The 18,066-nt window shown below is 69.4% G+C and carries 16 protein-coding genes and 1 pseudogene; 8 read left to right on the top strand and 9 right to left on the bottom strand.

Annotated elements, in window-relative coordinates; genetic code table 11:
• The first annotated feature begins 72 nt into the window (after positions 1-72).
• From infC to rplT, 3 genes are all read left to right on the top strand, one after another.
• Entirely contained in the window at positions 73-615 is a 543-nt protein-coding gene (gene infC / locus TSB10GB4_RS23340) for a translation initiation factor IF-3 (RefSeq protein ID WP_186388983.1), read from the top strand.
• A 318-nt stretch (positions 616-933) separates the two neighbouring features.
• Positions 934-1,131, top strand: coding sequence for a 50S ribosomal protein L35 (rpmI, locus tag TSB10GB4_RS23335; protein WP_067223866.1), 198 nt, complete (start codon positions 934-936; stop codon positions 1,129-1,131).
• 39 nt (positions 1,132-1,170) lie between these two features.
• Positions 1,171-1,530 (top strand): 50S ribosomal protein L20, encoded by a 360-nt coding sequence (gene rplT, locus TSB10GB4_RS23330; RefSeq protein ID WP_186397701.1) that lies wholly within the window; start codon positions 1,171-1,173, stop codon positions 1,528-1,530.
• A 271-nt stretch (positions 1,531-1,801) separates the two neighbouring features.
• On the opposite strand, the gene TSB10GB4_RS23325 is transcribed toward rplT, so the two are convergent.
• The gene (locus tag TSB10GB4_RS23325) at positions 1,802-2,689 is read right to left on the bottom strand and encodes an NAD(P)-dependent oxidoreductase (RefSeq protein WP_186397700.1); all 888 of its coding nucleotides are present in this window, start codon (positions 2,687-2,689) and stop codon (positions 1,802-1,804) included.
• A gap of 258 nt (positions 2,690-2,947) precedes the next feature.
• On the opposite strand from TSB10GB4_RS23325, the gene TSB10GB4_RS23320 reads away from it, so the two are divergent.
• The gene (locus TSB10GB4_RS23320; protein WP_186397699.1) at positions 2,948-3,844 is read left to right on the top strand and encodes a LysR family transcriptional regulator; all 897 of its coding nucleotides are present in this window, start codon (positions 2,948-2,950) and stop codon (positions 3,842-3,844) included.
• A 292-nt stretch (positions 3,845-4,136) separates the two neighbouring features.
• Here TSB10GB4_RS23320 and TSB10GB4_RS23315 read toward each other — a convergent pair whose 3' ends face one another.
• Positions 4,137-5,027 carry a LysR family transcriptional regulator gene (locus TSB10GB4_RS23315; protein WP_186397698.1) on the bottom strand — a complete coding sequence of 297 codons (891 nt, stop codon included), beginning with the start codon at positions 5,025-5,027 and terminating at the stop codon, positions 4,137-4,139.
• A 101-nt stretch (positions 5,028-5,128) separates the two neighbouring features.
• Between TSB10GB4_RS23315 and TSB10GB4_RS23310 the strand changes: the two genes are divergently transcribed.
• The gene (locus TSB10GB4_RS23310; protein ID WP_186397697.1) at positions 5,129-5,767 is read left to right on the top strand and encodes a bifunctional 2-polyprenyl-6-hydroxyphenol methylase/3-demethylubiquinol 3-O-methyltransferase UbiG; all 639 of its coding nucleotides are present in this window, start codon (positions 5,129-5,131) and stop codon (positions 5,765-5,767) included.
• 16 nt (positions 5,768-5,783) lie between these two features.
• Here the strand turns inward: TSB10GB4_RS23310 and TSB10GB4_RS23305 are convergent, their stop codons facing one another.
• The gene (locus TSB10GB4_RS23305; RefSeq protein ID WP_186397696.1) at positions 5,784-6,380 is read right to left on the bottom strand and encodes a TetR/AcrR family transcriptional regulator; all 597 of its coding nucleotides are present in this window, start codon (positions 6,378-6,380) and stop codon (positions 5,784-5,786) included.
• An 86-nt stretch (positions 6,381-6,466) separates the two neighbouring features.
• Between TSB10GB4_RS23305 and TSB10GB4_RS23300 the strand changes: the two genes are divergently transcribed.
• The gene (locus TSB10GB4_RS23300; protein WP_208984946.1) at positions 6,467-6,931 is read left to right on the top strand and encodes a cupin domain-containing protein; all 465 of its coding nucleotides are present in this window, start codon (positions 6,467-6,469) and stop codon (positions 6,929-6,931) included.
• 35 nt (positions 6,932-6,966) lie between these two features.
• Here the strand turns inward: TSB10GB4_RS23300 and TSB10GB4_RS23295 are convergent, their stop codons facing one another.
• On the bottom strand, positions 6,967-8,952 hold the full coding sequence (locus TSB10GB4_RS23295; RefSeq protein ID WP_186397695.1) for an SLC13 family permease: 1,986 nt from the start codon (positions 8,950-8,952) through the stop codon (positions 6,967-6,969).
• Positions 8,953-9,131: 179 nt separating this feature from the next.
• On the opposite strand from TSB10GB4_RS23295, the gene pabB reads away from it, so the two are divergent.
• Positions 9,132-10,994: an aminodeoxychorismate synthase component I gene (pabB, locus tag TSB10GB4_RS23290; RefSeq protein ID WP_186397694.1), complete on the top strand. Its 1,863-nt coding sequence runs from the start codon at positions 9,132-9,134 to the stop codon at positions 10,992-10,994.
• Here pabB and TSB10GB4_RS23285 read toward each other — a convergent pair.
• The 5 genes from TSB10GB4_RS23285 to hemP form a co-directional block, all read right to left on the bottom strand.
• Positions 10,922-11,920: a nucleotidyltransferase family protein gene (locus TSB10GB4_RS23285; RefSeq protein WP_186397693.1), complete on the bottom strand. Its 999-nt coding sequence runs from the start codon at positions 11,918-11,920 to the stop codon at positions 10,922-10,924. The genes pabB and TSB10GB4_RS23285 overlap by 73 nt on opposite strands.
• Positions 11,921-12,076: 156 nt before the next feature.
• The gene (gene pheT, locus TSB10GB4_RS23280) at positions 12,077-14,497 is read right to left on the bottom strand and encodes a phenylalanine--tRNA ligase subunit beta (protein WP_186397692.1); all 2,421 of its coding nucleotides are present in this window, start codon (positions 14,495-14,497) and stop codon (positions 12,077-12,079) included.
• Positions 14,498-14,565: 68 nt separating this feature from the next.
• Positions 14,566-15,231, bottom strand: coding sequence for a hypothetical protein (locus TSB10GB4_RS23275; RefSeq protein ID WP_208984945.1), 666 nt, complete (start codon positions 15,229-15,231; stop codon positions 14,566-14,568).
• A complete protein-coding gene (gene pheS / locus TSB10GB4_RS23270) occupies positions 15,228-16,310 on the bottom strand; it encodes a phenylalanine--tRNA ligase subunit alpha (RefSeq protein ID WP_186388921.1) in 1,083 nt (360 codons plus the stop codon). The genes TSB10GB4_RS23275 and pheS overlap by 4 nt, the downstream gene beginning before the upstream one ends.
• A gap of 441 nt (positions 16,311-16,751) precedes the next feature.
• Positions 16,752-16,982, bottom strand: coding sequence for a hemin uptake protein HemP (gene hemP, locus TSB10GB4_RS23265; protein WP_186388920.1), 231 nt, complete (start codon positions 16,980-16,982; stop codon positions 16,752-16,754).
• Between the two features lie 308 nt (positions 16,983-17,290).
• Here hemP and TSB10GB4_RS23260 point away from each other — a divergent pair.
• A pseudogene (locus TSB10GB4_RS23260) lies at positions 17,291-18,066 on the top strand (hypothetical protein); the annotation flags it as partial.

The raw sequence follows: 18,066 nt of genomic DNA, 5'->3' as shown, positions 1-18,066 counted from the left end.
CGTTGCAGGGCAAAACCGCCGGCCGCGCGCCGGCTTCGCCAAGTCGTTGAAACGTTAGAGGAGATTGCGACCATTCGCCGTCCATACCGCGCCCCGCCGCCGACCAAGGAAGGCCCGCGCACAAACCAAGAGATCCGCGTTCGGGAAGTCCAGCTCATCGACCAGGACGGACAGAACCTCGGTGTCACGCCCACGGAAGACGCCTTGAGGATGGCCGAAGAGGCCGGTCTGGATCTTGTCGAGATTTCTCCGAACTCTTCGCCGCCCGTCTGCAAGATCCTTGACTATGGCAAGTACAAGTATCTGAGCCAGAAGAAGGCGGCAGAGGCGCGCAAGAACCAGAAGATCGTCGAGGTCAAGGAAATCAAGATGCGTCCGAACATCGACACCCATGATTATGAGGTGAAGATGCGGAACATGAAGCGTTTCTTCGACGAGGGCGACAAGGTCAAGGTCACCCTGCGGTTCCGCGGACGCGAAATGGCGCACCAGGACCTGGGCGTCGCGCTGCTCAACAAGGTGCGGGACGAGACGGCCGAGTTCGCCAAGGTCGAATCCCACCCGCGGCTGGAAGGCCGCCAGATGGTGATGGTGCTGGCGCCGATCGCGCGCTGACGCCTGCCACCCGACACGGCCGCGACACGCGGCGGTTTTTCGCGGAACCCGGCCTTGAAAAGGGCCGGGTTTCGCAGTTTCACGGCAAGGGTCGGCGAACGGGCCGCAAAGGGGCGGCACGAGGCCCGGCAAGTCCGCCGGAGCGCTTGCGTTTCGCCCCGGCTTTGCCTATAAGCCCCTGTCCCGAGCCGCCCGGCTTCGCGGGACCGGCCGTGTTTCGGCCGACATCCGCGACAAAAGGGCATGCCGTGGCGGCTCACAAACGGCTTCCAACAAAAGCCGGCGGTTCAGCCCCGCCGGGCCAAGAAAGGATGCAAAATGCCCAAGCTGAAGACGAAGTCCGGCGCCAAGAAGCGCTTCAAACTGACCGCGACCGGCAAGGTCAAGACCGCTCAGGCGGGCAAGCGTCACGGGATGATCAAGCGTTCCGCCAAGTTCATCCGCAACGCACGCGGCACGACCACTCTGGCCGAGCCCGATGCCCGTATCGTCAAGAAGTTCCTGCCCTACGGCTGAACCTGACGACGTTCTAGACTTTTCAAGGAGTTACATCCCATGTCGCGTGTCAAAAGGGGCGTTACCGCCCACGCCAAGCACAAGAAGGTCCTCAAGGCCGCCAAGGGCTACTACGGTCGTCGCAAGAACACGATCCGCGTTGCCAAGCAGGCGGTCGAGAAAGCCGGCCAGTACGCCTATCGCGACCGCAAGGTTCGCAAGCGGAACTTCCGTTCGCTCTGGATCCAGCGCATCAACGCCGCTGTCCGTGAGCACGGCCTGACCTACGGGCGCTTCATCGACGGCCTCAACAAGGCCGGCATCGAGATCGACCGCAAGGTCCTCTCCGACATCGCCATCCGCGAGCCGGATGCGTTCAAGCTCTTGACCGATCAGGCAAAGGGCGCCCTCGCCGCCTGAGGCGCGAGAGCCCGACCCGCCCTCGCGGGATCGACAGACAAACGGAAGGCGCGCCCCGCAAGGAGCGCGCCTTTTGCGTGCCGGCAGCCGTGCGGCTCAGCCTGTCTCGACCAAGTCGCCCGCTAGTGTGGTGAATTTGAAATACGCCTCTTTTTTGCAGCAACCATCAGGGCGTATTTCAAATTCGAAAACCACACTAGAAACATAAGCTTGCTAGTCACCCTCTTGAATCTGAAGTTCGTTGAGAGCATGCCGCCAAATGTGACGAACTTCAGCTTCGGGTGACTAGATGCAGCTTGACGATGCCGGTGAGGTTGTCTGACCCAAGGCCAAGGGCCGCAGCCTGCCGGTACAGCCGCTCGGCCGCAGCGGCCATCGGCAGCGACAGGCCGGCCGCCTCGCCCGCGGCACGGGCGAGCCCGAGATCCTTGACGATCAGGTCGACAGGCGCCTGGGGGCGGAAGTCGCGGGCGAGCATCGCCGCGCCCGCGCCGCGCAGCGAGGGGCCGGCGACCGGCGTGTCCGCGACGATGGCGAAGGCTGCGGCGGGATCGAGCCCAGCGCGCGCCGCCAAGGCCAGGCCTTCCGCCAGGGTCGCCACCTGGGACGCCAGCAGCACGTTGACCATCAGCTTGACGAGGGTGCCGGCAGCCGGGCCGCCGGCATGGTGGACGGCGCGGCCCATGGCCCGCAGCACCGGCTCCGCCGCCGTCAGATGCTCTGCCGCGCCGCCGACCATGAAGACCAGCTCGCCCGCCTCGGCCTGCGGCCGGGAGCCGGCCAGCGGCGCATCGAGAAAGGCAAGGCCGCGCGCGCCCGCCTCGTCATGGAGGCGGCGCACGTGATCGGGCGACAGGGTGGCGCAGTCGAGCGCGACCGCTCCGGGCCGCAGGCCGGCGAAGGCGCCGCTGTGCGGATCGAGCCAGACCGCCCGCGAGGCCGCATCGTCATAGACCATGGCAATGACGAAGGAGGCCCAAGCCGCCGCCTCGCGCGGGCTGCCCGCGACCCGCGCCCCCGACACCGCCAGTTCCGCCGCCAGCTCCTCCGCCGGTCCCGGCGAGCGGTTCCAGACGACGAGCTCATGACCGGCGGCAAGCAGCCGGGCCGCCATCCGCCGGCCCATGGCGCCGAGCCCGAGCACGGCAACGCGGCTCATCGGACACGCTCCGCCAGCGGTCCCGCCAGAGGGCTGACAGGATCGGAGATCGTCCTGGCGGCAAGGCGGGATTGCGAGGCTTCCGGGGCAGTTGTCGCGTCATGCAGGACAAAATCGGACATCGACTGATTTCCTTCAGGTTTTCGCAGGACAGAGCCGGCTGCGAAGCGGAAACGGGCCGGCGGAGGGAACGCTATAGATGCAAAGACCTCCGAAAAATGATGATTTCATCCGGACATTGATGCAGGATCTGCATCAATGAACACGCAGGACATCGCCCTTTTCCTGGAGGTCGCGCGCAGCGGCAGCTTCGCCGAGGCGGCGCGGCGGCGCGGCCTTGACCCTTCGGCCGTGTCGCGGGCCGTCGCCGGGCTGGAGACGCGGCTCGGCCTGCGGCTGTTCGAGCGGACGACGCGCCGGCTGTCGCTCACCGAAGCGGGCGAGACCTGCCTTGCCCGGATGGCGCCGCTGGTCGAGGAGCTGGAGGCGGTGGCCGCGGCGGCGCGCGACAGCACGACCCGCCCGAGCGGCCATTTGCGGCTGTCGGCCTCGGTCAGCTTCGGCCAGCGGGTGATCGTGCCGCGGCTGGCGGCCTTTCGCGCCGCCTTCCCGTCCGTCACGGTGGAGGGCCTGTTCAGCGACGCCAATGTCGACCTGGTGGCGGAGCGGATCGACCTCGCCATCCGGCTGGCGCCGGCGGTCTCCGGCGACCTCATCGTGTCGCGCCTGATGACGACCCGCTACAAGGTGGTGGCCTCGCCGGCCTATCTTGCCGGAGCCCCGAGGCTGGCGGCGCCCGCCGACCTTGCCGGCCACCGGGTGCTGCGCTTTCCGTTCGCCGGCTATCGCGACCGCTGGCTGTTTCGCGACCGGGCCGGAGCGATCGCCGAGCAGCCGGTCGGCGGCGATCTGGTGCTGGCGCCGGCGCTGGCGCTGCTGGAGGCGGCGCGCGGCGGGCTGGGGCCGGCGCTGCTGCCGGACTGGCTGGTCGACGACGATCTGGCCGGCGGCCGGCTGGTGCACTGCCTGACCGAGTGGCAGGCGACGGCGACGGATTTCGACACCGCCGCCTGGCTGGTCTATCCGAGCCGGGCTTACCTGCCGGCCAAGACCCGGGCGATGATCGACTTCCTGCGGGCCGAGCTGCAAGGCTGACGCCGGGTTTTTCAGGGCTCGCGACCGCTTGTCGGATTTTGAGAAATTTCGAGACGGATTTTGCAAAATTCCGTCTCGAAATCGGCCTTTCGCGTCTCAATCGTCGCAAAATCGCCAAACCGCGGCGCGGACGTCCAGCGGGGACAGGACGGGGATAGCGGCGGGGACAAGTGCGCGAGGCGGGAGCTCGCGCCGGCCCCGGACCACCCTCCCGAGGCAAGCCCCTCTCCCGCTCCTGTCTTCGGCCCTGTCTTCGGCCCTGTCTTCGGCGCTATCCCCGTCCGCTCGTCATTTAATCCCCGGCCAGCAGGCCCGTGATAAGGTCGAAGACGATCCTGATGCGCCGGCTGGTGTGCAGCTCGCGATGGGTGACCAGGAAGACCGGGACGACAAAGGGCGGCATGTCCGGCAGAACGCACTCGACCTCCGGCGCCTGGCGGGCGACCGCCTCGACCATGACGCCGACGCCGAGCCCGGCCCGGACATAGTGCCAGGCGACGACGCCGTTCTCGCTGACGATGGGGAAGCTGCCCTGGGTCAGCGACAGGCCCTCCGTGTTCAGCGCCAGGCGGAACCGTTCGGAGCGCTCGAAGCCGATGAAGGGCCAGGCCGACAGGGCGGCGGCATCGCGCGGGTGTCCGCCCTGCCGGGCGATGAGATCGCGCGAGGCATAGATCCGGGCCAGCATGTCGGGCATCCGCCGGACGATAAGGTTGCCGTCCTGCGGCTCGACATGACGGATGGCAATGTCGGCCTCGCGGCGCAGCAGGTCGCTCAGACTGTTGGAGGCAACGACGTTGACCGAGATGCCGGGCGCCGCCGCGCGCAGCCGCGCCAGCATCGGCGGCAGCAGGAAGGCGGCGGTGACGTCGCTGGCGGCGATCGAGACCTCGCCCTCGACCGCCTCGACCCGGCCGGAGGCGGCCAGCGAGACGCGGTTCGCCGCCTCGCCCATGGCGCGGGCATGCTCCAGCAGTTCCAGCCCCGAGCGGGTGAGGCTGAGGGAGCGGCCGACCCGCTCGAACAGGATGACGCCAAGTTCGGCTTCCAGCGCCGCGACCTGGCGGCCGAGCGTCGGCTGGGTCAGCTTGAGGATGCGGGCGGCGGCCGAGAGCGAGCCTTCCTCGGCGGTGACGAGAAAGGCGCGCAGGCGGTTCCAGTCGAAGGGGGGGCGGAAATTCATGCAAAAACGTATAACGAGACTGCATTTTTATGCAATTTCATTTGGTTCGCCGCCACGCTAAGCCAGAGACGCAAGCGAAACCGACAGCGGAGCCGGACGACATGCGCAGGCAGGACGACTTCTGGGACAAGGCGGCGCGCAAATACGCCGCCAGCCCGATCCGGAACGAGGCGGCCTATCAGCGGACGCTGGAGGCGACGGCAGCACATCTGACGCCGCAGGACCGGGTGCTGGAGATCGGCTGCGGCACCGGCACGACGGCCTTGCGGCTGGCCGGACATGCGGGCCGCTATCTCGGCACCGACATCTCGGGCGAAATGATCGCCATTGCCCGCGAACGGGCGGCGGCGGCCGGCATCGAGACGGTCGACTTCCGCAAGACGGCGGCGAGCGAGGCCGGACGGGCGGAACTGGACGCCGGCGCGCCGCCCTTCGACGCGGTGCTGGCCTTCAACCTGCTGCATCTGCTGGAGGACCTGCCGGGCACGCTCGCCGCGCTGCGCGAGAAGCTGAAGCCGGGCGGGCTGCTGATCTCCAAGACGGTCTGCCTGAAGAACTGGGGCTGGTACATCCGCCCGCTGGTCGCGGCGATGCAACTGGTCGGCAAGGCGCCGCATGTCGGCTTTCTCAGCATCGCCGAACTGGACCGGACGATCACGGACGCCGGGTTCCGCATCCTGGAGGCGGACCTGCTGCCGGCCTCGCACAAGGCGCGGTTCGTGGTGGCGCAGAAGGTGTGAGGCGCGCGCCGCCTTCTCACGGCGCAGCGAGGAATCGGTCGAGGATCGCTTCAGTCATTTCGCGGACGGTCTGGCGGGCGGCCTGCGGCGACAGGCGGGCGACGTCGATCAGCGCGATCATCGCCTCGGTGCCGGTGGCCGCCGACAAGGCGCCGACCAGGAGGGCGAGCCGATCCGCCGGCAGGGCCGGGCGATGCCCGGCAAGGGCCGCCTCGAACATGGCAACGCGGCGGGCACCGCGTCGCGTCGCCTCCCCTCCCCCTTCCGCCAGCCAGCAGTCGAGACTGCGCGCCAGGAACTGGCGAAAGGCCGGCTCATGCGCCAACGCCAGATCGAACATGTAGAGGCTGACGGCCAGCACCTTCGCGCGCGGCGTGTCGCAGCCTTGCACGATCTCGGCATAGTCGCGCACCTCCACGGCAAGGCCCGCCTCCGCCGCCAGCACCGCCGGATCGGAGAAATAGCGATAGGCCGTCGCCTTGGAGATGCCGCTTTCGGCGGCGGCGGCCGTCACCGTCACCGGCTCGCCGCGCTCGATGAGCGCACGGGCGCCGGCCAGGATCGCCTCGCGGGTGCGGGACTTCTGGGAGATGCGTTCGCGGGTCGCTGTCATGCCTTCCTCATAATAAGACACTTGTCTCATAAAAAGACTTGTGTATCATAAGGGCATCGCTTCCTTCTCACAAGTGGAGACAGACCGTGGCAGACAGTCGCGCCAGAACCTACGAGACGCTCGGCATCCTGATGAAATTCCATGCCTTTCCCGGCGAGACGATGGGCAAGTTCTGTCTTGTCGAGGCGGTGGTGCCGCCGGGGCTCGGCGCGCCGCCCAACCACCATGCCGGCGAGACCGAGGCCTTCTACGTGCTGGAGGGCGAGATCGAGTTCATGGTCGCGGGCGAAACGCGGATCGCCGGGCCGGGCAGCCATGTGGCGATCCCGGACGGGGCTGTGCATGCCTTTTCGGCCCGTGGGCCAGCGCCGGCACGGGTGCTGATCCTCAACGCGCCGGGCCACATGCACGAGCGCTTCTTCACCGAACTGGGCCGGCCGGTCGCCGACGAGACGCGCGCGCCGGCGCCGATGGACGGGCCGCCGGACGTGGCGAAGGTGATGCAGGTGGCCGGCGCGACCGGCATGACCATCCTGCCGCCGCCGGCCTGAGGCGGGCGGGAAGCCGGAGCCCTCCTCGCCGGCTGCTACAGCGGCCAGACGAGCAGCAGCAGGGGCATGGCGACGGCCATCACCAGCAGTTCCAGCGGCAGGCCGAGGCGCCAGTAATCGCCGAAGCCGAAGCCGCCGGGACCCAGGATCAGTGTGTTGTTCTGGTGGCCGATGGGGGTGAGGAAGGCGCAGGAGGCGCCGATCGCCACCGCCATCAGGAAGGCATCGGCGCTGACCCCGAGCGCCAGGGCGATGCCGATGGCGATCGGGCACATGACGGCGGCGGTCGCCGCGTTGTTCATCACGTCCGAGAGGAACATGGTGACGACCAGCACCATGGCCAGCGCGGCGACCGGGTGGCCCTGGGCGACGCTGCCGACCAGGAAGGAGGCGATGAGCCCGGCCGTGCCGGTCGCCTCCAGGGCGCCGGCAACGGGAATGAGCGCGGCGAGCAGCACCACCACCGGCCAGTCGATGGCGGTGTAGACGGCGCGCAGCGGCATCGTCTTCAGCACCATGGAGGCGAGCACGCCGGCGGCGAAGGCGACGGAGGCCGGCAGCAGGCCGACCGCCGCGACCAGGATCGACAGCGCCAGGATCACCGCCGACAGCAGGGCGAGGCGCTTGTCGGGAATGCGCAAGTCGCGCTCGGCCAGCGGCACGCAGCCCATTTCCGAGGCGAAGACGGTCAGCACCTCGGCCGGCCCCTGCATCAACAGCAGATCGCCCGACTGCAATCTCAGGGTGCGCAGCCGCGTGGTCTCGCGGCGGCCGTCGCGCGAGACGCCGAGCAGGTTGAGCCCGTAGCGGCTGCGCAGGGCGAGATCGCGCGCCGAACGGCCGACAAGCTGCGATTCCGGCCGCACCACCAGCTCGCGCAGCACCACCTCGTCCGCCTCCCCGTCGCGGCGAACCTCGCCCCGCTCCGCCTCGCCGGACCGGGAGGAGGCGCCCTGCCCCTTGCCGCCGGCCGCCGGCTCCGGCCGGGGCTGGGGCTGCGGCTGAGGCGCCAGCGCCACGTCGCCAAGGGCGGCGGCCTCGTCGATCTCGCGGCGGCGCACCTCGTCTTCGGCGCGGCGGGCCTGCAGCTCGCGGGCGCGCTCCTTTTCCTCGCGCTCCTCGTCCTGCGCCTTGACCTGCTCCTCCAGCTTCAGGTCGAGCTTGGAGAGCGCTTCGGCGATGCCCTCGACATCGGCCTCCAGCACCAGGACGTCGCCGCCCTGGACCCGGCGGTTGCCGCGCGGGGCGCTGATGCGCAGGCCGCCGCGCACCAGACCGACGACCTGGGCATCGGCCTTGTCGAGCTCCGCCTCGATCTCGTGCAGGGTCATGCCGTCGGCCTTGCCCTTGTCGACCACCCGCACCTCGGTGAGATAGGAGCCGACCTCGAAGGCCTCGCCGGCGGCGGCGCGGGTGACCGGCACCAGCCGCCAGCCGATGGTGACGACGAAGGCAATGCCGGCCAGCGCCACGGCGACGCCGACCGGCGCGAAGTCGAACATCGAAAAGCCGCTGCCGGAATTGGAGACGCGAAAGCCGGAGACGATGAGGTTCGGCGGGGTGCCGATCAGCGTCGTCATGCCGCCGAGAATGGTGCCGAAGGCAAGCGGCATCAGCATGCGGCCCGGCGTCATGTCGAGGCGGCGGGAAAGCTGCAGCGCCACCGGCATCAGGAGCGCCATCGCGCCGACATTGTTCATGAAGCCGGAGAGCGCCGCGCCGAGGCCCACCAGAGCGGCGAGGCTGACGGTGCGCCCTGCGGCGGCCGGCAGGACGGTGCGGGCCAGCAGGTCGACGGCGCCGGAGGTCTGCAGCGCGCGGCTGAGCACCAGCACGCAGGCGACCGTGATCACCGCCGGATGACCGAAGCCGGCAAACGCCTCCTGCGAGGGCACCAGGCCGGCGACGACACAGGCGATCAGCGCCCCCATCGCCACGATGTCATGGCGCAGGCGGCCGGACAGGAAGGCGGCCATCGCCAGGGCGAGAATGGCAAGGATCGCGATCTGGTCGCCGGTCATGCAGTGCTCCGCTCGTGCCTTGCAAACGTCTGTAGCGCCTTGCAGGTTGCACGAAAACCGTGGACATGGCGACGGGGTCGAAAACGGACGGGCCCATGTCGCGGCCGCGGCTATGCAACGCAGGGCAACTGACTTAAGACGGCCGGCGGGGACGGGCCAACAGGACGAGACCGGCGCAGATGGACGACAGCGGCGACACGGGACGGGCAGCAGCCCCCCAGGCACCCGCCGACACGCTGGCGCTTTTCGACGCGGGGGCGGCAACGGCGCTGCTGTTCGCCCAGCCGCGGCGGATCATCGCCTGCCATGAGGTCGGCGGCGTCGAAGCGGCGCTCGCCGAGGCGGAGGCGCAAGCGCGCGAGGGCTTTCACGTCGCCGGATACATCGCCTATGAGGCGGGCTTCGCCTTCGAGGACAAGCTGCAAAGCCTCGCGCCGAAGGACCCGGCGCTGCCCTTGCTGCGCTTCGGCGTCTATGAGGAAGCCGAGCGGCTGACGATGAGCGAGGCGCTGGCGCGGATCGGCGCCGGCGACATCGCGCAAGCGGGGTGCGGCGGGGTCGAGGCCAGGGTCGACGGCTTCGAACTGAGCCGCGAGGAGTACGACGCGGCCTTTGCCGCCGTGCGCGAGCATCTTGCCAAGGGCGACATCTACCAGGCCAACCTGACGATGCGGGCGCGCGGGCGGATCACCGGCGATCCGGCGCATCTGTTCGCCCGGCTGCTGCTGTCGCAGCCGGTCGGCCATGCCGCCTTCCTGAGAACGGAGAGCCGCACCGTGCTGTCGCTGTCGCCGGAGCTCTTTCTGGAGCGGCGCGGAACACGGGTGACGAGCCGGCCGATGAAGGGCACGGCGCCGCGCGGGCGGACGGGCGAGGAGGACCGGCGCATCGCCCGGCTGCTTGCCAGCGACCCGAAGTCGCAAGCCGAGAACGTGATGATCGTCGACCTGATGCGCAACGACCTGTCGCGCATCGCGCAAACGGGCAGCGTCAAGGTGCCGCGCCTGTTCGAGGTCGAGCCTTATGCGACGCTGTTCCAGATGACCTCGACGGTAGAGGGAAAGGTGCCAGCCGGGACCGGCTTTGCCGCCTGCATGCGCGAGCTGTTTCCCTGCGGCTCGATCACCGGGGCGCCGAAGCTCTCGGCGATGCAGATCATCCACAAGCTGGAGAGCGGGCCGCGCGGGATCTATACCGGCGGCATCGGCCATCTGGAGCCCTCCGGCGACTTCCGCTTCAACGTGGCGATCCGCACGCTGGTGGTGGAGGCGGACGGACGGTTCGAGGCGGGCGCGGGGTCGGGGCTGGTGTTCGATTCCGCCAGCACGCCGGAATATGACGAGTGCCGGCTGAAGCTCGCCTTCCTGGAGCGCCGGGCGCCGGACTTCTCGCTGTTCGAGACGATGGCCTGGCAGCCGGCGGAGACGGGGGAGCCAGCCGAGGGGTATCTGCTGCTGGAGCGGCATCTTAGCCGGCTCATCAACAGTGCCGCGCGGCTCGGTTTTCCGCTGGATGTTACGGCCGCGCGCGCGCTGCTGGCGCGGCGGGCCGGCGCGTTCGAAGGCCCGCGCCGGGTGCGGCTGGAGCTGGCGGGCGACGGAAAGCTGTCGCTGGAGGATCGCGACCTGCCGCCGGCAGTGTCGCACTGGACGGCGGTCCTCGCCGACGTGACGATGCCGGCCGGCGATCCGCTGCTGTGGCACAAGACGACGCGGCGCGAGATCTATGACGGCACGCGGGCGCGGCTTTGCGCTGCGACCGGCTGCGACGAGGTGATCTTCGCCAATGACGAGGGTTATCTGACGGAAGGCAGCTTCACCACCCTGTTCGTGGCGCGCGGCGGACGGCTGCTGACCCCGGCGCTGCGGCACGGGCTGCTGCCGGGCACGCTGCGGGCCGCGCTGCTGGAGAGCGGGCGGGCGGTGGAGGCGGACCTGCGGCCCAACGACCTTGCCAGCGCGGACAAGATTTATCTGGGGAATTCGCTGCGCGGGCTGGTCGAGACGCGGATCCAGTCGCGGGCAACGCTCGCCGCCGGCTGATCCGCCGTCTCGCCGCTCTCGCCGGCGCCCGGTCCGGCAGCCTCGTCCCGCGCGCGGGAAGTCCCGAAGTCACCCGCGACGAGGCGGGCATAGCGGTCGCCCGGCAGATGCCGGCGGAACGGGCTCTGCCGCAGCAGCTCTTCCCGGTGCGAGGGGCGATGCGAGAGCGTGTGCGGGACAGCGGGCGGGGTCTCGCCCGGATCGTCCTCGTTCGCCGGCGCGGGAGAGGGTTCGTCGACACGCGGCGCGGCGCGCGGCGCCCGGTCCGACGGCCAGGGCACGATTTCCAGCTCCGGCCAGGCGGCCTTCATCCGCAGCGCCTTGTCCAGATAGGTCGCCGAATTGTCGAGCGCCGGATTGGGCACCAGCCGCATGGCGAAGATATCGGCGAGACCAAAGGGCGCGGCGAGCGACAGGCGGCCGTCCGCCTCCAGCCGCACGGCGACCGCATGGGTGCGCGCGGCATAGTTGAGGAGCGCTTCGTCGGTGCAGGAGAGCGGCGGATAGTCGATGCCGTGCTTTTGCCGGAACCAGAGGGGCACGCGCGCCTGGTTGCGGATCTCCACCGGTGCCGGCAGGCCGGAAAAGCGCGGGCGGGCGCGGGTGATCACCCGGTCCTCGGCCTCGTAGCTGGTATCCCCGTCGAAATAGACCAGATCGAAATCGCGGATGCCATGGCCGGCGGGGCGGCCGGTCAGCGCGTTCCAGACGGTCTGGTAGATGGCGCCGCTGGCAAGGCGCCAGTCCGGCAGGGCAAGGCCGCGGGCGATCCGCAGAACCCGCATCACCACCGGATCCATGCGCAGGATCAGCTCCAGCACGCGCCTGCGGTCATCCTCGCTGGCAAGCGCAGGATCGCCCAGCGTGGTGCGCCCGAAGGCAAGGCCCTGGCCAAGGGCGGGAGGCACGGCTTGCGCCGGCTTCATCGCATGACCCTCTCCTGTTGCACGTCCCGGTCCCTCGCGCGAGCAGTCCCTCGCGCAACAGGCCGCGCCGCGCGTCGCCCCTGGCCCGAAGGATGGGGGGCAAGGGCGCGCGGCGCAAGTCTCGTCAGCGGCAGGTGCCCGGTTCGGGCGCCCCGATCAAGTGCGCAAGGTGCCGCCGGTCGCCTTTTCCACCGCGGCGCGGATCTTGGCGCCGACCGCGTCGATCTCCTCCTCGGTCAGGGTGCGCTCGCGCGGCTGCAGCGTCACGTCGATGGCCATCGACTTGTGCCCTTGCGCGATGCCGGCGCCGCGATAGACGTCGAACAGCGTCACGTCGGCGATCAGGCTCTTCTCGGCGCCGCGCGCGGCCTTGATCAGCCGGTCGGCGGTCACCGCCTCCTCGACGACGAAGGCGAAGTCGCGGCGCACCGGCATCAGGTCGGAAGCCGCGAAGGCGCCCTTGGAGCGGCCGGCCTTGCCCTTGGGCAGCGGCACCGCGTCGAGATAGACCTCGAAGACGGCGAGCCGGCCGTCGAGATCGAGCGCCCTGGCGATGCGCGGATGCAGCTCGCCGAAGCGGGCCAGCACCGTCTTGGGACCGAGGCGCAATTCGCCGCAGCGGCCCGGATGCAGCCAGGGCGCGCTTTCGGAGAAGATCATCAGCTTGTCGACCGACACGCCGATGGCGGCGAGCGCGGCTTCCGCATCGGCGCGGGCGTCGAAGACGCCGACCTCAGGCGCATTGCCGGCCCAGTGGCGATCGGCGCCGGTCATCACCGCCGTGCCGCGGCGCAGGCCGGCGGCAACCATCGACTGGCCCTGCGGCGTGTCATCAGTGAAGACCTGGCCGACCTCGAACAGGGCGACATCCGGATAGCCGCGATCGGCATTGCGCTGCGCCGCCGTGGCAAGGCCCGGCACCAGGCTGGGGCGCATGTCCGACATGTCGGCGGAGATCGGGTTGGCAAGGCGCAGGGCCGGCGAGCCGCCGCCGAAAGCCTCGGCCTGGTCCTGCGGGATGAACGACCAGGTGACGGCTTCCTTCATGCCGCGCACGGCGAGCGCGCGGCGCGCCTGCGAGCGGCGGACCTGCGCCGGGGTGAGCACCTGGCCGGTGACGGTGGCGCCGCGCGGCAGCGGCGTCGAGGCGACCGAATCGAGGCCGACGATGCGCACCACTTCCTCGACGAGATCCGCCTTGCCGTGGATGTCCGGACGCCAGGAGGGCGGGGCGACGCGCACGGTATCGCCGCTGCCGGTGACCCAGAAGCCGAGACGGGTGAGCACGCCCTTGATCTCCGCGTCGGAGAGCTTGAGGCCCGACAGGCGCTTGACCTCGGCGAAAGGGAACTCGATGGTGCGGTCGGTCTCCGGCACATGGCCGGCAAGCGTCACCTTGCTCGGCGTGCCGCCGCACAGGTCCATGACCATGCGGGTGGCGAGTTCCAGCCCCGGCAAGCAGAAGGCGGGGTCGACGCCGCGCTCGAAGCGGTAGCGGGCATCGGTGTTGATGCCGAGCCGGCGGCCGGTGCGGGCAAGGTTGGTCTCGTCCCACAGCGCCGATTCGATCAGCACGTCGGTGGTCTCCTCGGTGCAGCCGGAGAGCTCGCCGCCCATGATGCCGGCGAGCGATTCCAGGCCATTGTCGTCGGCGATGACGCAGACGCTCTCGTCCACCTGGTAGGTGCGCCCGTCGAGCGCCAGCAGCTCCTCGCCCGCGCGGCCGCGGCGGACGACGAGATCGCCCTTGACCTTGGCCGCGTCGAAGACATGCAGCGGCCGGCCGCGGTCGAAGGTGATGTAATTGGTGATGTCGACCAGCGCGTTGATCGGGCGCAGGCCGATGGCCCGCAGCCGTTTCTGCATCCACTCCGGCGAGGGGCCGTTGTTCACGCCGCGCACCAGGCGCAGGGCGAAGGCCGGGCAGAGCGAGGGCGTGTCGCCGAACTCCAGCCGCACCCCGACCGGGCACGGGCCGCTGCCGGGCACCTGTGCCGGGCGGTTTTCCTTCAGCTTGCCGAGGCCGGCGGCGGCAAGGTCGCGGGCGATGCCGGAAACGCCGGTGCAGTCCGGACGGTTCGGCGTCAGGCCGATCTCGATGACCGGATCGTCGAGCCCGACATAGGCGGCATAGGAGGTGCCGACCGGCGCATCCTCGGGAAGATCGATGATGCCGTCATGGGCCTCCGACAGTTCCAGCTCGCGCTCCGAACACATCATGCCGAAGCTTTCGACATCGCGGATCTTGCCGACCGACAGGGTGACGTCGATGCCCGGCACATAGTCGCCCGGACGGGCGAGCACGCCGACAAGGCCGGTGCGGGCATTGGGCGCGCCGCAGACGATCTGCAGCGGCGGCTTGCCGTCGCCGGCATCGACGGTGAGGACGCGCAGGCGGTCGGCATTGGGGTGCTGGCGGGCCTCCAGCACCCTGGCGATGGTGAAGGGCTTCAGGCGGTCGGCCGGATTGGCGACATGCTCCACCTCCAGGCCGACGCGGGTCAGCGCCTCGACGATCTCGTCGAGGGTGGCGTCGGTCTCCAGATGTTCCTTCAGCCAGGACAGGGTGAATTTCATGGGTCGTGTCTCTTCAGGTATCGTGACGGGACCGGCGCGGCGGGGCTCCGCGCGCCGGCGCGGCTGCGTCAGTTCTGCGGCGTGAAGCGGTCGAGGTCCGGCACGATGGAGGCGGCGCCGTAATTCTTGGCGAAGCGCAGGCCGATCTCGTGCAGCCGGTCGGTCCAGCGGCGGATCATCGCCTCGTCGAGGCCGCGCCCGCTGGCGATGGCATGGGAGGCCTCGACCTCCACCTGATCGCGCAACAGGCCGAGCTCGAGCATCGCCGCATCCTCCGCCCGGTACTTGTCGAGCCAGCCGAAGGTGAGGATCGCCACCATCACCAGAACGGCGGCGGCCGAGGTGACCGACGACCACTTGGCGATGCCGTCGATGCGGCGCTCCGCCGACACCAGCACCATGGTGGCGATCGACAGGAAGGCGACGATGGCGACCGCCGTCAGGAAGCTCTCGTAATTGCTCTCCGCATTCATCTCCTGGCTGGCGCGCAGGGTGGTGATGCGGTCGCGCAGGTAGAGAACCGTGTCGGCCTGGGGACCGAGCGCATCGCGGAAATAGGCGTCGCAATAGCGCAGCCGGCCGCGCTCCTGGGTCTTGTCGGCGCAGACCTCGACAAAGGAGGCGGGCTGGGCCGCGACGGGCGCCAGCGGCAGCAGGCCGGCCGCCAGCACGGCGAGCGCCAGCAGCGGCAGCACGAGGGCGCGCAGGCGGGCAATCATCGACCGCGGTCTCATCGCGACAGTCCTCCGAACAGGGTCGGCAGGTCGAGCGGGCGGAAGCCGTAATGCTCGATCCAGCGGACATCCGCGTCGAAGAAGGCGCGCAGGTCCGGCATGCCGTATTTCAGCATGGCGATACGGTCGATGCCCATGCCCCAGGCGAAGCCCTGGTAAACATCCGGATCGAGGCCGCAATTGCGGATGACATTGGGATGGACCATGCCGCAGCCGAGGATCTCCAGCCAGTCGTTGCCCTCGCCGATCTTCACCTCGTTGCCCGAGCGGTCGCAGCCGATATCGACCTCCATCGACGGCTCGGTGAAGGGGAAGTAGGACGGGCGGAAGCGCATGCGCACCTCGTCGACCTCGAAGAAGGCCTTGCAGAACTCCTCCAGCACCCATTTCAGGTGGCCGATATGGCTCTGCTTGTCGATCACCAGGCCCTCGACCTGGTGGAACATCGGCGTGTGGGTCTGGTCGCTGTCGCAGCGATAGGTGCGGCCCGGGATGATCACCCGGATCGGCGGCTGTTGCGACATCATCGTGCGGATCTGCACCGGCGAGGTGTGGGTGCGCAGCAGCATGCGCTCGCCATCCGCCTTTTCGGGCAGGAAGAACGTGTCGTGCATCTCGCGCGCCGGATGGTCGGGCGGGAAGTTGAGCTGGGTGAAGTTGAGGTGGTCGGTCTCGATGTCCGGACCTTCGGCGATGGAAAAGCCCATGTCGGCGAAGATCGCGGTGAGTTCGTCGATGACCTGGCTGACCGGGTGGATGCGCCCGGCCTCGGCGGGCGCGGCACGCAGCGGCAGGGTGACGTCGACGCGCTCGCGCTGGAGGCGCGCGTCGAGGGCGGCGTCCTGCAGCAGCTCGCGGCGGGCGGCGAGCGCATCGGTGACCCGGGTCTTCAGGCCGTTGATCGCCGGGCCCATCTCGCGCCGCTCGTCCGGCGACAGGGAGCCGAGGGTCTTCAGCTTCTCGGACACGGACCCTTTCTTGCCGAGGGCGGCGATGCGCACCTCTTCCAGCTCGGCCTCGTTCGACGCGGCGGCGACGGCCGCGAGGATCGCAGTTTCAAGGGATTGCAATTCGGACATGGCACCGTCGTGACTGGCAGCGCGCGGCCGGCATGCCGGCGCGGCACGTGAGAAGGGAGTTCGGGGGGTCTTTTACCAGACTTTCCGCCGCTTTCCAGCGGCAGGACGAAGACCGGCGGCAGAGACGGCTCAGTGCGGCAACTGCCTAAATCGGCCGCAGGCCGGACCCTGATGCAGGGCCTGGAACGGGGAGGACCGGCCGGCAAGGCGGCACCCACCGGGCAGCACGGAGCGGCCGGCCGAGGACGGCCGGTCGGTCGGTGCCGCGAAAAGGGCGGCCGGAATGTCACCGAGGCTCACGTCTGGTCCTGCCGGGTTGCCGTTCGACGGCTTCTTCCTTCGCAGATCGGCGCAAGGAAGGCAAGCGCCGGAAGCGCGACGGGACACGCTTCCGGCGCCGGCTCCGGCGGCACTCGCGGGGGAGGGCTCGCGGCAGGAGGCCTATTTGGTCAGCAGCAGCTTCTCGAATCGGGTGATCGAGAGGCGGTAGACCATGTCCTTGTGACGGATATGGACCTCGCGGGCGCCCTGGAACAGGGCGGAGCTGTCGAGTTCCAACGGTTCCTGGACGACCTTCGCCGTTTTGGGCAGGGTCAGGGTGCGCTGCTGGCTGCGCGACCGGCGATAAGCGGCAGCTTGGACCTGATGGGCGGGGGTCGCAGACTGGGACATGATCGACTTGCTCCTTCGATCGCTTGGGTCCTTGGGCGAAATGGCCGGAAACTCCGGTTCTTCCGTCCGCGGTTTGGAATTGCTCTAAACTTGCGAACCGTTCGCAAGAATATTCTTGACTGAAATACTCATGTTTTATAGGAAAGGCAATGTCCGTTTCGCCTCTCGCTGTGCCCGGAGATGGCAGACGGAGATCCAAGCGCCAGCCAGCACCCCGTCCACTCCCTCGACGGCCAGCAAGCCACGCTCTTGACCAAGCCAATTCGTAACCAAGCGTTTTCAACCTGTTTCGGGAGGGGCACGGCTCCATGTGCGCCAGGGATGACAAGCTGCGAAAGGCGATCGAGGATGCGGTCGCCGCCCATTCGGGACGTGCCCCTTTCGCCTGCGAGGAGGCCGGGGGCGATGCCCAGGCCGGACGCCGGCGGATTGCCCTGTGGGAGCAGGGCGACAGCGTCCACTGTTCCATCGTCGGTACCTGTGCCAGCGTCGCGGACCTGCGCCGCATCGCCCGCAAGGTCGGCATCGACGTTGCCCCCGACACGCCCGACTACGACGTGCACGGCCATTTCGTACGCCTGTCGACCACCGACTGCGCCTTCACCCGCGCCTTCCAGAAACTGCTCGACGGCCGCTACGAGGGCGCGCTGCGCCGGGTCGGCCGCGCCCGCAACGCCGCGGAGCTGGACGCGCTGTGGCGCGACATGTGCGACCGCGGCCAGGTCGGCCCGGCCTATTGGGCGTTCATGACCCATGCGCATGTGCCGGGCGCCTTGCGCGCGCGGATCTTCGGCGAGGTGCATATGTGGTCGCACCTGGCCGGCGCCTCGTTCCGCCAGAAGAACGAGGAGGCGGCGACCCTGCGCGACCAGTTGCAGGAGGCCGAGGAGCGGGCACGGCGGGTGGAGGCGGGCCTGCGCGAGGCGCTGACCCAGCGCGACCGGGAACTGGCCGAATTGCGCGCGGCGCTGGCGAGGCTCAAGGCCGGGCGGGCGGCGGACGAGGCGCGGGCGCCGGAGACCGGCGACGCCGGGCCGGAGGCGGCGGCGCTGCGCCGGCGGCTTGACAAGGCCGGACGGGCGCT

The organism is Stappia sp. TSB10GB4 (assembly GCF_900185745.1).
Lineage (GTDB): Bacteria > Pseudomonadota > Alphaproteobacteria > Rhizobiales > Stappiaceae > Stappia.
This window is presented reverse-complemented; position numbering and strand designations above follow the sequence as displayed.

Excerpts from the sequence above, each read along its gene's own strand:
- TSB10GB4_RS23310 (WP_186397697.1), top strand. The coding sequence starts at position 5,129 with ATGCGCAGGCAGGACGACTTCTGGGACAAGGCGGCGCGCAAATACGCC.
- pheT (WP_186397692.1), bottom strand. The coding sequence starts at position 14,497 with ATGAAATTCACCCTGTCCTGGCTGAAGGAACATCTGGAGACCGACGCC.
- TSB10GB4_RS23320 (WP_186397699.1), top strand. The coding sequence starts at position 2,948 with ATGAACACGCAGGACATCGCCCTTTTCCTGGAGGTCGCGCGCAGCGGC.
- pheS (WP_186388921.1), bottom strand. The coding sequence starts at position 16,310 with ATGTCCGAATTGCAATCCCTTGAAACTGCGATCCTCGCGGCCGTCGCC.
- hemP (WP_186388920.1), bottom strand. The coding sequence starts at position 16,982 with ATGTCCCAGTCTGCGACCCCCGCCCATCAGGTCCAAGCTGCCGCTTAT.
- TSB10GB4_RS23315 (WP_186397698.1), bottom strand. The coding sequence starts at position 5,027 with ATGAATTTCCGCCCCCCCTTCGACTGGAACCGCCTGCGCGCCTTTCTC.
- pabB (WP_186397694.1), top strand. The coding sequence starts at position 9,132 with ATGGACGACAGCGGCGACACGGGACGGGCAGCAGCCCCCCAGGCACCC.
- TSB10GB4_RS23275 (WP_208984945.1), bottom strand. The coding sequence starts at position 15,231 with ATGAGACCGCGGTCGATGATTGCCCGCCTGCGCGCCCTCGTGCTGCCG.
- rplT (WP_186397701.1), top strand. The coding sequence starts at position 1,171 with ATGTCGCGTGTCAAAAGGGGCGTTACCGCCCACGCCAAGCACAAGAAG.
- TSB10GB4_RS23295 (WP_186397695.1), bottom strand. The coding sequence starts at position 8,952 with ATGACCGGCGACCAGATCGCGATCCTTGCCATTCTCGCCCTGGCGATG.
- rpmI (WP_067223866.1), top strand. The coding sequence starts at position 934 with ATGCCCAAGCTGAAGACGAAGTCCGGCGCCAAGAAGCGCTTCAAACTG.
- TSB10GB4_RS23285 (WP_186397693.1), bottom strand. The coding sequence starts at position 11,920 with ATGAAGCCGGCGCAAGCCGTGCCTCCCGCCCTTGGCCAGGGCCTTGCC.
- TSB10GB4_RS23325 (WP_186397700.1), bottom strand. The coding sequence starts at position 2,689 with ATGAGCCGCGTTGCCGTGCTCGGGCTCGGCGCCATGGGCCGGCGGATG.
- TSB10GB4_RS23305 (WP_186397696.1), bottom strand. The coding sequence starts at position 6,380 with ATGACAGCGACCCGCGAACGCATCTCCCAGAAGTCCCGCACCCGCGAG.